Source organism: uncultured Treponema sp. (genome assembly GCF_945873775.1).
GTDB lineage: Bacteria > Spirochaetota > Spirochaetia > Treponematales > Treponemataceae > Treponema_D.
In genome coordinates, this window is sequence record NZ_CAMCEC010000016.1 from 40,339 (window position 1) to 52,741 (window position 12,403).

Here is a 12,403-nt window from a genome sequence, read left to right on the forward strand (position 1 = left end):
ACCCGAAGATCTTTTTTTACAGAATGTGGCTTACATAGAAACCGCAAGACCAAGCGTTGCGTGTTTTTCCGTCGAATGCCTTTCTGTTTTCCAAGTTCAGGTTAAGATCAAAGTCAGTCTTTTTAGAGAACTTGTATTTTACAGAAGGACGGATTGTAAAGATGTGTCCGCCGTTCCAGTCGTCATCATCCCAGTCTTTGTCCTTAGAACCAAATGCAAGCGAACCATAAGCATTGAACTGGAAGTCCTTGTTAATAGGAACAATAAGAGCAGCTCCAGCGTACCAGGCGAATGTGTAATCATCGTTTTCAAATAAGTTCAAGCCGGCTTCCGGACGCAAAGAAAGTTTTGAGTTTGGAAGAGAGAATGTAATTGCTCCTCCAATTCCATAAGCCTCGTCATCCTTTTCTTTTGTGAACAAAGAATCCATTGCAAGGTAAACATCAAGAACAAAGTTTTTTGCGCCGATTGTTGAGCCTGCATAGAAGTTTGCGGCATCTTCAAACGCGCCTTCCATTACAGCGCCAATGCTAACCCAGTTTACAGGAGCGAATTTCACACCAAAGTTTACAGCAGGATCATCTGTGTTGAATCCGTTAGGAAGAACAGCGCCAGCTTCAAAATTCATTTTTCCTTTTGAAACATATCTTACGCCAAGACCTCTTCTTGCATAGGAATTTGAATAAGGAATGAATCCAACAACATCAGCAGTGCCCGGTCTGTCAACTGTAAACTTGTAGTAGCCTGCGCAGTCTGATGAAGTTGAGCTAGGGGCAAATGAGCCTGAGCGGTCATCGTAAGCTGTGCTGAATCCGCCCTGTCTTACGTGAGCATTAGGTCCCCAAACCCAGTCGCCGTATCCCGGAGCAGGACCAACTTTCCAGTTAAGTTTTGTTCCCATTCCAAAATCAAAGTTGCGGTTAATATGGTAAACAAAGTTCAAATAAAAAGCGTCTGTAATTGTATTGTTTGAATTAACAGCATTGTTGTAATTTTCTTCATTCGTGTTACGAGTATTGCGTCCGTAGTGAAGAGCAAGCGGATTCAAGTTTGTTGTTCCAATTTCAAAGTTGTCAACATCGCCGCCGTTTTCATAGTTGGCCAATGCGCCCATGTTGAGCATTCCGTCCATCGTGAACTTGCCCTGATCAAATCTTGCCTGAAAAATATCAGTAAAACCATAGAACATTGTGTCGCCGTCAAACGGATTTCCAAATCCAGTCCACAAAGTGTTCTTAATCTGCGCTCTTTCCAAAACCTGCGCGCTAGCAGCTGCTCCAACAAAAAGCGCAGCGGCAATTCCCAAAACAACCTTTTTCACTTAAAGCCTCCAAAAGTTAAAAAAGAAAAGTACTATAAACAAAGTAGCATAATATTAGTTACTGATTCTACAGAGAAAACACAAAAAAATCAAATGGCACAGCTGATTATTTCGGAAGCCTTGCAGTTTTTGAAAAAAAGCGTATATATAGTTAATATCCTGAATGTCAAGTTTTATAATTAAATGTCATTATCGGGCTTGACCCTGCGATGTTTCTGAAAGAAACTCGGTTGATAATCTATTAAATTTTTTCAACAGATTCCCGTGTCATAGCACGGGAATGACACTTAAATAAACTCGACTTTCAGGTTAATATTAAAATTCAATCATTTTTATACGGAGGAATTATGAAAAAAACAGTCCAAGCAATGCTTCTTTTTATACCGGCGGCTTTTTTAGTGTCGTGCGCTTCCATGCCAAGCAAACCGGACACAGAAATCAATACGGAAAAAAACACAGTGGCAAAAATCATTCCTATAAATAATCCGCTTCCAAAAGGAACTCTTGAGCTTATAGACGGATTTGAAGAAGAAAACTTCTGGTATGCCCTAGGCGAAACAAAAAGCGACGATTATTCCACAGACACGGACACCACGGAAGAATGGAACTCACAAGGAGATTTCTGCGCGCAATGGAGCTTTGCAAAAATTCCAGAAAACTCAAAAGCTTCGTTTGCAATAGAAAATCTTGTTCAAAAAGACTGGACAGACGCAAAAGCCTTGATTGCAGACATAAACAACACTTGCCAAAATCCGCTTGCAATTCTTTTGGAAACTCAAGGCGGACCGCATCACATAGTTTCAAGGACACAAGAAATTCTTCTTGGCATAGGCGAAAACATAAATGTCTACTTTGACTTGCTTCACGAAATAACAGACGAAAACGGCAATCAAATTTCTGGCTTAATTGAAAAAGACGACATAAGAACCATTTCTTTCCAAATAAAAGGCAAAAGTTTTTCAGGCTCAGTTTTTGTTGACAACATAAATCTTGTTTATTAACTGTCAGACGGAATCATAAGGACAACTGGGCGTGACTCCTGCGGAACTATTCCGTAGCCAGTCGCCCTGCACGGATGCAAAACATATTTCTTTTGCGGCGTATTGTTTTCTTCCATAGTCACTTTATAAATTCCAGAAAAACGCGCATTGTTTTCAGAATCAGGCCGAAACTGGATAAACGAAACGCCTTCATTCACAAAGCAAGTGTAAATGCCAGTTTCCAAAAAGCCTTCAGATTCCATTGAATATTTTCCGCCCTGAAGCTTCACTGTAGAGCCATCTGGAATTTTCCAAGTGCTGTCTTTTTCAAAAACTGCCGAAACACTGCCTGAGTTTGATGAAGCGTTTTTCAAAAACATATTTTTTCCATTTTTTTTGTAGTTTCCGTCCCACACAGCATTTTCACTTATAAGCATCCGCACATCATCTTGAATTCTTATATGAATTTCTTCTGTGCTTTTAAGGCTTATGTCAATTCTGCGCTGAAGATTTTCAATTTCCTGATTTATAGTGGAAAGATAAATTCCATTGCGCCGGATATTGCTGTGCGCCCACTTGTAAACTTCTTCCGTATCGTCCTTGAAAAAAATAATTTCGCGGGAATCATAGTCAAAAAAAACATACCGCAAGTTGCCGTTGGATTCAGGCATATACCAAAGTCCGTTCAAAAAGCCTGCAAATGTGGCAACAGTTCCGTCCTGAATTTTCGCAAGTTCCTTTGCCGTAATTCTGCTTCCTGCAACACGGACAGTTCTTGTTTTTACATAGCTGTTTTCTGAATGCCTCCATTCGTACTGAATTTGAAGCTGATCTGCGCTGCCCGGCCGTTCTGTGTCCGAAGTATAAACCCAGATTGGAAAACTTGCGCCGTTTGCCTTTGAGCGTTCGTAGGCATCGTACCGGTCAAGCTGCTGAATAAAAATTGTTCCGTCACCACGCAAATCGGCAATCTTTAAAAGCGAAAAGCTTCCGCCTGAATTCGAAATAAAAAACGCCTGCAGAATGGAATCTCCGTTATCTGCAAATCCCTGATAAACCAAAGCGGTTCTGTGCTCGCCGGTCAAATCCATGCCGGTATAAGAAAAAGTCTGCGCCTGGGAAATTTCCGTGGCAATGACAGCTTTTCTTTCGTAAACAGTTCTCTGCGGATTATAAAGCCCCACCAAAATCGCAAGGTACGGACTGTCCATTGTCCTGATTACATTCACTTGGTCATCAAAACCGTCGCCGTCAAAATCCATGCTCACAATGCTTATCAAAGTCTCGTTGGGATTAAGCGGAACAAGAGAAACAAGCGCGTTATCCTCTTCCATTGAAGAAAATGCTGAATTCTTTTTTTCTTCCGCGGAACTCGACATCGGCACAACAACAAAAGCTGATGCTTTATTTTTATCTGGCTTATAGAAATAATTCTTTGCAATAAACGCGACAGCTCCTGCCGCCACAATCACAATAAAAAGAGCAAGTGTAACTTTTTTCTGCATAGAAAAATAATACAAGAGTTGGAAATGATTTTCAAGGCGAAACAAATTTCAGTAGCAAAGAAAAAAAAGGCTGCCCGATTGCCGAACAGCCAATAAAAGCTAAATGCTTAAAATCTTATTTCTTTGGAAAAAGCTTTTTAAAGTCAACAAGAACAAGGCTTGAATCTCTTGCGCTGTCGATGTCTGTGATTTTTCCAAGCTTCTTGTAGAATTCAATAAGAGGCTCAGTTTCTTTTCTGTAAACTTCAAGACGGTGAGTTATAGACTCAAGCTTGTCATCTTCGCGTGTAAAGAGCTCTCCGCCGCATTTGTCGCACTTGCCTTCAACTTTTGGAGGCATAAATTTAACATTGTAGTTTGCCTTGCAGTTTTTGCATACACGGCGATTTGAAAGGCGCGCAATAATCAAGTCGTTGTCAACTTCAAAGTTAACTACTTTTACATCGATTCCAAGTTTTTCAAATGCTTCTGCCTGTGGAATTGTGCGAGGAAATCCGTCCAAGATAAAGCCGTTCTTGCAGTCATCTTTCTTGAGCCTGTCTTCTACAATTTCAAGAACAACTTCATCGCTTACAAGTCCGCCGGAATCAAGAATTGCCTTGACTTTTTTTCCAAGCTCTGTCTGGTTCTTGATGTTCTCGCGGAAAATATCTCCTGTTGAAATCTGAGGAATTCCGTACTCTTCAGCAACCTGCGCCGCCAAAGTTCCTTTTCCTGCTCCCGGTGGTCCTAAAAAAATAAAATTCATTTGTTTTGCTCCCATAAAATTTTAGCGTGCCATTATAAAAACACCGCATGATATTATAAATCAGAATTTGCAAATTCTCAACCAAATTTAACAATGTAGTTTTTCTTTTTTCCGCGGCGCAAAACAATCACTTTTCCTTCGATTGCAAGCTGGCTTGTTACAGGCATATTTTCGTCCGTGAACTTTTCGCCATTCAAAGTTATTGAGCCTGCCGCAAGAAATTCCCTTGCCTCGCGTTTGCTTGAAGCGATTTTATTGTTTACAAGCACGTCAATCAGTTTTTCGCCTTCTGAAATCGAGACGGTCGGAACATCCTTAAATCCAATTTCAATGTCCTTTAAGCTAAGAGATTTCACGTTGCCTGAAAAAAGAGAACTGCTTATATTCACGGCTTTTTCAAACTCTGCCGCTCCGTGCAAATCAGTGATAATTTCACGCGCCAAAGCCTTATGCGCCTCGCGAAGCTCTGGATGCTCCTTGTTTTTTGCCTCAAGCTCTTCAATCTGTTCTTTTGAAAGGAAAGTAAAAATCTTAAGGTAGTCAACAACCATTGAGTCGTCAACATTCACAAGGTATTGATAAAGCTCATAGCTTGAAGTTTTGTTCAAGTCAAGCCACAATGCGTTTCCTGCGCTTTTTCCGAATTTATTTCCGTACTTGTCCAAAACAAGCGGCATTGTGAATCCGTAAGCTTCCTTGCCTTCAATCTTGCGGATAAGCTCAAGGCCTGTTGTTATGTTTCCCCACTGGTCTGCGCCTTCAGCCTGAAGAATGCAGTTTTTATTTCTGTAAAGCCACAAAAAGTCATAGCCCTGCAAAAGCGTGTATGAAAATTCCGCAAAAGTAATTCCAGTGTCAAGGCGGCGCGAAATTATTTCCTTTGAAAGCATATAGTTTACGTTTATGTATTTTCCAATGTCGCGCAAAAATTCAAGGAAAGTATAGTCTTTTGTCCAGTCGTAGTTGTTTACAATTTCAGCCTTTCCTTCAAAAATCCTGTCAACCTGGCTTTTTATTCCCGCAAGATTTTTTTCAAGCGTTTCGTGGCTGATTATTTCACGCTCTGCTGTAGGACGCGGATCTCCAATAAGACCTGTAGAGCCGCCAACCAAAAGAATCGGGTGATGTCCTGCCCGCGCAAGACGTTTTGCCGTCACCAAAGACGAATAATGTCCCAAATGAAGGCTATCTGCTGTAGGGTCAGTTCCCCAGTAAAATGTGATTTTTTCATTGTTAAGCTTGTCCGCAATGTCTTCTCCGGCAACATCCTTAACAAGTCCGCGCCACTGAAGCTCATCAAAAAATGTCATTTCCTACTCCAAGTTAAATGAATACTGATTTTTATATGTTCCAAAAGACTATCATTTTTTCCTATGAGTTTCTAGTAAAAATGCATAAAAAAAGCCCCTGCGCAAAACAGGAGCAAACGGTTCCTACGGGAATCGAACCCGTCTTTCGACCTTGAGAGGGTCACGTCCTAGCCGATAGACGAAGGAACCTAAACAAAAAAAGCCAGACTAGCAGTCCAGCTTATATTCCCCAAGGAGGATTCGAACCCCCACAGTGAGAACCAGAATCTCAAGTGCTACCATTACACAATCGGGGAATGCAATGTGCATATAAAATACAAGGTCATAAAAAAAAAGTCAATAGCAAATCATTGTTTTTATTGAAAAATTTTGGTTATTGCACTTTTTGTTTATTTGACAAATTGTAATACATCGATTACGTTGTATTACAAAGAGGTAGAATTATGGCAATGACCGCAACAGTAACATTCAGAACAACACCAGAACTTAAAAGCAGAATGGACTTTCTTGCAAAAGAAACACACAGGCCAACAAGTTTCTATTATAACCTTTTGCTTGAAGATTATCTTGAAGATTTAGAAGACATCTATCTTTCTGAAAAAATCCTCGAGGATATAAAAAGCGGAAAAGAAAAACCAATTCCAGCTGAAGAAGTATTTGCTAAGGCTGGATTATAAATAAAGAAATCTACAAAGGCTAAGCAAAATTTATTCTGTTGTGCAGTGCTCCACGCTTCCTTGACCGGCAGTTTTTCCGTTTTTAAGCATTTCTTCCATTGTGTGCCAACCAAGAACTGCGCATTTTACGCGTGCAGGCATTTTGCTGATATTTTTTAAGCTTGCAGCTTCATCAAGCTCTTCCAAAGCGTCGTCGTCTTCAACCTTGCCGTAAATCATGTCCATAAAAAGGGAGGCAAGCCGCAATGCTTCATCCTTTGGCTTTCCAATTATGTCATCAAGCATCATGTCTACAGAAGCCTGGCTTACAGCGCATCCAGAGCCGTTAAAGCTTCCTTCCGAAATTACTCCGTTATCATCAATTTTAAGCTGAAGATAAATATTGTCTCCACAGCTAGGATTCACGCCCTGCAATGTAAATGTAGGATTCTCCATAACACCCTTGTGGGTCGGGTTCAAATTATGCTCGTTAAGAATTTCCTGATAAAGCGATTTCAAATCCATGTTAATACCTCAGTTTTTAATTGCCTTTATTCTTTGAATCCCATCCAGCGGCGGACAAGCTTTAGCTTTTCAATAAAAACTTCAACTTCCTGCTGAGTGTTGTAAAAGTAGCAGCTTGCGCGCGCAGTTGAACCTACGCCAAGTTTCTGCATCAAAGGCTGGGCGCAATGATGTCCTGCCCGAACCGCAATCTTTTCTGTATCAAGAATTGAAGCAATATCATGCGGATGCACACCGTCAATCGTAAAAGTAACAATTCCGCAGTGTTTTTTGTAGTCGTCGTTTCCGATTATATGAAGATAAGGGATTTTTTTCATTCCCTCAATCATGGTCTGGGCAAGAGAGTCGTCATTTTTTTCTATATTATCAAGCCCGACTCCCTGAATATATTCAATCGCCCTTGCAAGCGCAACTGCACCGCCGGCATTTACAGTTCCAGCTTCAAATTTATGCGGAACTTCAGCAAAAGTCGCAGTTTCGCGTGTAACATATTCAATCATTTCTCCACCACGTAAAAAAGGCGGAATTTTTTCAAGCAACTGTTTTTTACCATAAAGAGCGCCAATTCCCATAGGAGCGCAAAGCTTATGCCCCGAAAAAGCAAAAAAGTCCGCACCCAATGCCTGCACATCGATTCTTTTATGAGGCGCGCTCTGAGCTCCATCCACAACAACGTAAGCTCCCTTTCCGCCGTTTCCAACTTCATGAGCATAGCTTGCGATTTTTTCTATAGGATTTGTTATTCCAAAGACATTGCTAACCTGCGCAACCGCAACAATCTTTGTCTTGGAATTTATTTTCGCCTTTATTTCCTGCTCCGAAATTTCCGCGGAAGAATCGCAATCAAGCCACACAAGTTTTGCGCCTTTTGCATTGCAGACCATCTGCCACGGAAGAATATTCGAATGATGCTCCATGCAGCTTACAACAACTTCGTCCCCTGCCTGAACTTCAGAAAGTCCAAGAGTGTACGCAACAAGATTCAGGCTTTCAGAAGCATTGCGTGTAAAAATAATTTCCGCAGGCTCGGCGGCATTAAGGAATTTTGCAACAGAAGCCCTTGCGTTTTCATAGTCATCAGTCGCCCTTATGCTCAAAGCGTAAAGTCCGCGCAAAGGATTGGCATTGTTGCTTCTATAAAAATCAGCTTCCGCCTGAATCACACATTCCGGTCGATGAGTTGTAGCCGCGCTGTCCAAGTAAATAAGCCCTTCATTTTCCGGCCGGCTGAATATCTTAAAATCGCTGCGTATTTCTTCTGCACTGAACATAGTTTCCTCGTTATATAATCGCTTCAACAAAAGAATTGATTTCTTCCACAAGGCTTTCATCTGGAATAAACCGTGAAACCTTTGAAACCTTTGCCTTTGTCAAAAGCTCTCTCGCAGTCTTTTCGTCAACTCCGCGGCTCTGCATATAGAAAAGTTTTTCCATATCAACTTTGCCAATTGAGCACCCATGGCGGCCTTCAACAGCTTCCTCATCGCAAAGAATAACAGGAAGGCTTTTGTTCACAACGTCCGGGCTAAGTAAAAGAACATCCTCCTGCTCATCTCCCACTGAATCCGCGCAGCCTTTCTTAAAGTCGATTGTGCCTCGCCAAGTTTTTTTCGCCTTTTCAAGCAAAACTCCGTCTACAGAAAAACGGCTTTCACTGCTTTTGCCTGTCTGCAGCGCAACCTGGTTCATGTCAAGGAAAGAGTCACCTTTTACAACGTAGGCTGCTCTTCCCAAGAAACGGCTCTTGTATCCTTCAAGGGTATTGAAAGTTCCGCTGAACGTTTTTTTTCCGCCAAGTTCAAGCTCCGTTATTTCTATAGTCGCATTGTCCTTGCAGTTTGAGCCAACTGAATTAAAATGCACGGCGTTTTTTCCAAGCAAGTTCACACAGCAAATATGCACGTGCGAATTCTCTTGTGCAAGCACACGGATTCTAACTCCAAGCTGAGCATTTAAAAGTTCCGGTTCACTTTTATAGACAAAAATATAAGAAGCCTGCGCATTTTCCTTTGCCTGGATTACAATGTCGCAAACAGAAGCTTCATTTTCCTGCGCAAAAAGTTCAATTTTCTGAACCTGATTTTTGGATTCCGCTGTAAAAAGCAAAGTCTTTATTCCGTTTTTCTGCAAAAGAGAATCAAACTTCTTGTCAAAGTTTTCACCAAGCCCGGTTTTTATTGAATCATAGCAAGCTGAATTTTCAATTTCCTTTGCGCCAGAAACTGCATCGCAAGCTTTAAATTCACTGCTGAACTCAAGGCGTGTTCTGTTTATATTCAAAAAATTCCAAGTGAGGCTTGGAAACTGGTTTACGTCTATTTCAAAATTTTCCATTCGCTAGCCCCTTACATGCTGCCTTTCATTTCAAGCTGAATCAAGTTGTTCATTTCAACAGCGTACTCAAGCGGAAGCTCCTTGCTCACAGGATTTGCAAAGCCGGAAACAATCATAGCCCTTGCGTCCTCCTCGCTGATTCCGCGGCTCATAAGATAAAAAATCGCCTTGTTTGAAATGCGGCCAATCTTTGCCTCGTGTCCAATGTCGCAGTCATCTGTCATTACGTTCATTGCAGGAACTGTATCGCTGCGGCTTTCGTCATCAAGCATAAGTGAAGAGCAGTCCACGCTCGCCTTTGAGTTTTTTGCGTCTTTGTTCACGACAATGGAACTTCTGTAAGTGCAAGCTCCGCCGCCTTTTGAAATTGACTTGGTGTTTATTACAGTTGAAGTGTTTTTTCCAATGTGAACCATCTTTGCGCCAGTATCAAGATTCTGGCCTTTTCCTGCGAAAGTGATTCCAGTAAATTCAACGCTTGAATTGTCGCCCTTTAAAATTGTAGTCGGATACAAATATGAAATGTGGCTTCCAAAACTGCCGGAAACCCATTCCATGCGTCCGTTTTCTTCAACAATGGCGCGCTTTGTATTCAGGTTGTACATATTCTTTGACCAGTTTTCAATTGTTGAATAACGCAGCCGGGCATTTTTCTTTACATAAAGCTCAACACAGCCGGCATGAAGATTCGCCACATTGTACTTTGGAGCGGAACAGCCTTCAATAAAGTGCAAGTCCGCGCCTTCGTCCACAATAATCAGCGTATGCTCAAACTGTCCTGCTCCAGCCGCATTCAGCCTGAAATATGACTGCAAAGGAATCTTTACCTTTACATTTTTTGGAACATAGACAAAGCTTCCGCCGCTCCAAACAGCACCGTGGAGAGCCGCAAATTTATGGTCAGACGGAGGAACAAGGTGCATAAAATATTCCTTTACCATTCCGCCCCATTCATCGCTTTTTAACGCCGACTCAAAGTCCGTGTAGATTACGCCCTGTTCCGCAACTTCTTTTATAACATTGTGGTAGACAACTTCGCTGTCATACTGCGCTCCAACTCCGGCAAGGCTTTCACGCTCGGCTTCTGGAATTCCAAGCTTTTCAAAAGTGTCCTTTATGTCTTTTGGAACATCTGCCCACTTTGCAGCCATTTCAGTTTTAGGCTTTACATAAGTTACGATTTTCTGAATGTCCAAGTCGCGGATGTCAGGTCCCCAGTCAGGCTCATTTATCTCGTTAAACAAATGAAGGCTTTTTAAGCGGAATTCTTTCATCCATTCAGGGTCGTTTTTTTCCTCGCTTAGCTTTTGGACAATTGAATCGTCAAGACCTGCGCGGATTTTATAAAAGTCCCTGTCGCTTTCCTCGTAGCGGAAATCATAAAGAGAACGGTCAATATCTGAAACTTTTGTTTTTTCTTCGCCCATAAACAAATTTCCTGATTAAAGTCCGCCATTGGCAGCGTTCATCTTTACAGCGTCCATTGCAGCTTTTGCAGCGGCGGCAAGCTGTTCCTTGCGCTCGGCATCTTTTATTTCCTGCGGAATAAAGCCGTCAAATCCTTCCTCGTTTATCTTCTGAACAAGGCTTCCGTCCCCGGTATGAACAAGCCGGCCTTTTACAATTATATGGGTTTTATCCACGGAAAGATTTTCAAGAATTCTAGTTGAATGGGTTATTACAATAAGAGAACCGCCGGAAGCTTCCATGTATTTTTTGATTCCCTCGGAAACAATGCGGCAGGCGTCAACATCAAGCCCTGAATCCGTTTCGTCAAGAATGGCAAGCTTAGGCTTAAGCATCAAAAGCTGAAGGATTTCACTCTTCTTTTTTTCTCCTCCGCTGAATCCAACATTTAAATCGCGGGAAGCATAGCTGTGGTCCATTTTAAGAAGATCCATGTTTTTTTCAAGCTCGCGGCTGAACTGCATGAGCTTTACTTTCTGGCCTGTAACCTGCTGCATGGACGAGCGGATAAACGACTCAAGCGAAACGCCCGGAACTTCAAGCGGCTCCTGAAAGCTAAGAAAAATGCCTGCCTTTGCCCTTTTGTCCGCGGAATCAGAAGTGATGTCCTGACCGTTAAAGACAATTTTTCCGCCGGTTACAGAATATTCGGGACTTCCCATCAAAGTATAGCCCAAAGTTGATTTTCCAGCTCCGTTCGGTCCCATAAGAACATGGATTTCTCCAGGAGCAACGTCCAATGAAATATTTTTAAGAATCTGTTTTTCGCCAACAGATGTGCACAAATCTTGAATTGAAAGCAGCGGTTCTGCCATAGGATTCCTCATTTTAAATGTAGTAGGCTTTTTTAAACCGAAGTTCTAAAAAGTTCCCATGTATGACTAAAATATACTGATATTATAGGAAAATTGCAATGTTTAGGAATCAAGTCCCCAGGGCAAACGCATTATAAATGTATTCAGCATAAAACTGGCTTTCAGGCACGGTTTCCTGGTTCAAAATCGCGCAATAATGCGCTACACGCTGATTGTTGCAAAGTAACTATAGAATTGCCCGCTCACGCGGTCGCAACAATCAGAGTGTTTTTGCCCCAGGAACCGTTTCTTCGCGCAAACTTTACTTAAATTATTTATAATGCGTTTGCCCTGATCAAGTCCCAGAGCTTCAGCATGAAAAATAAAAACGATAATATTTTACGTCAAATACTATTAAAAAATCAAATGAAAAATAACTTATTTTGTACAGTTATAACGAAGATTTATTTAAAGGGGGACAGATCTTATTTCGTGTAAAGTGGGAACAGACCTTATTTCGTGAGGAAAAAAAGTAATTTAATTATTCTTGGCAAAAATCGAGATAGAATAGACTGTTTTTGTAGATTTGATTTAACACAAGTTAATACAATTAATTTTCTTAAGGAATGAATAAATCCATTGTATTTTGAAAAAAAATGTGATAAATTTTTATAAAAAATTGCAAGAATTTAAAATTAGCAAAAACATGATAAATATGGAAAAATTTAAGCTCATTTCAACTTTATTTATTTCAATTCTTCTA

The 12,403-nt window shown here is 41.2% G+C and carries 11 protein-coding genes and 2 tRNA genes; 2 read left to right on the forward strand and 11 right to left on the reverse strand.

The window, feature by feature from the left end:
* Positions 1-16 precede the first annotated feature (16 nt).
* A complete protein-coding gene (locus Q0N70_RS08570; protein ID WP_294015852.1) occupies positions 17-1,321 on the reverse strand; it encodes a hypothetical protein in 1,305 nt (434 codons plus the stop codon).
* 347 nt (positions 1,322-1,668) lie between these two features.
* Between Q0N70_RS08570 and Q0N70_RS08575 the strand changes: the two genes are divergently transcribed.
* On the forward strand, positions 1,669-2,322 hold the full coding sequence (locus tag Q0N70_RS08575) for a hypothetical protein (protein ID WP_013701683.1): 654 nt from the start codon (positions 1,669-1,671) through the stop codon (positions 2,320-2,322).
* Here Q0N70_RS08575 and Q0N70_RS08580 read toward each other — a convergent pair.
* From Q0N70_RS08580 to Q0N70_RS08600, 5 genes are all read right to left on the reverse strand, one after another.
* Entirely contained in the window at positions 2,319-3,806 is a 1,488-nt protein-coding gene (locus Q0N70_RS08580; protein ID WP_294015855.1) for a pallilysin-related adhesin, read from the reverse strand. The genes Q0N70_RS08575 and Q0N70_RS08580 overlap by 4 nt on opposite strands.
* A 115-nt stretch (positions 3,807-3,921) precedes the next feature.
* Complete coding sequence (locus Q0N70_RS08585) at positions 3,922-4,554, reverse strand: adenylate kinase (RefSeq protein WP_013701685.1); 633 nt, start codon at positions 4,552-4,554, stop codon at positions 3,922-3,924.
* A 77-nt stretch (positions 4,555-4,631) separates the two neighbouring features.
* Positions 4,632-5,864, reverse strand: a complete 1,233-nt coding sequence (gene tyrS / locus Q0N70_RS08590; RefSeq protein WP_294015857.1) for a tyrosine--tRNA ligase — start codon at positions 5,862-5,864, stop codon at positions 4,632-4,634.
* Between the two features lie 117 nt (positions 5,865-5,981).
* Positions 5,982-6,053 (reverse strand) — tRNA-Glu (locus Q0N70_RS08595).
* Positions 6,054-6,089: 36 nt separating this feature from the next.
* A tRNA-Gln gene (locus Q0N70_RS08600) sits at positions 6,090-6,160 on the reverse strand.
* Positions 6,161-6,307: 147 nt separating this feature from the next.
* Here Q0N70_RS08600 and Q0N70_RS08605 point away from each other — a divergent pair.
* Positions 6,308-6,541, forward strand: coding sequence for a CopG-like DNA-binding protein (locus tag Q0N70_RS08605; RefSeq protein WP_013701687.1), 234 nt, complete (start codon positions 6,308-6,310; stop codon positions 6,539-6,541).
* A gap of 30 nt (positions 6,542-6,571) precedes the next feature.
* On the opposite strand, the gene sufU is transcribed toward Q0N70_RS08605, so the two are convergent.
* The 5 genes from sufU to sufC are packed head-to-tail and all read right to left on the reverse strand — an operon-like array spanning position 6,572 to position 11,661.
* Entirely contained in the window at positions 6,572-7,045 is a 474-nt protein-coding gene (gene sufU / locus Q0N70_RS08610; RefSeq protein WP_273353599.1) for a Fe-S cluster assembly sulfur transfer protein SufU, read from the reverse strand.
* A gap of 26 nt (positions 7,046-7,071) precedes the next feature.
* Positions 7,072-8,316 (reverse strand): SufS family cysteine desulfurase, encoded by a 1,245-nt coding sequence (locus Q0N70_RS08615; protein ID WP_294015861.1) that lies wholly within the window; start codon positions 8,314-8,316, stop codon positions 7,072-7,074.
* A gap of 10 nt (positions 8,317-8,326) precedes the next feature.
* Positions 8,327-9,379 (reverse strand): SufD family Fe-S cluster assembly protein, encoded by a 1,053-nt coding sequence (locus tag Q0N70_RS08620; protein ID WP_294015863.1) that lies wholly within the window; start codon positions 9,377-9,379, stop codon positions 8,327-8,329.
* Between the two features lie 11 nt (positions 9,380-9,390).
* The gene (sufB, locus tag Q0N70_RS08625) at positions 9,391-10,806 is read right to left on the reverse strand and encodes a Fe-S cluster assembly protein SufB (protein ID WP_294015865.1); all 1,416 of its coding nucleotides are present in this window, start codon (positions 10,804-10,806) and stop codon (positions 9,391-9,393) included.
* A gap of 15 nt (positions 10,807-10,821) precedes the next feature.
* Positions 10,822-11,661, reverse strand: a complete 840-nt coding sequence (sufC, locus tag Q0N70_RS08630; protein WP_294015867.1) for a Fe-S cluster assembly ATPase SufC — start codon at positions 11,659-11,661, stop codon at positions 10,822-10,824.
* Between the last annotated feature and the right edge of the window lie 742 nt (positions 11,662-12,403).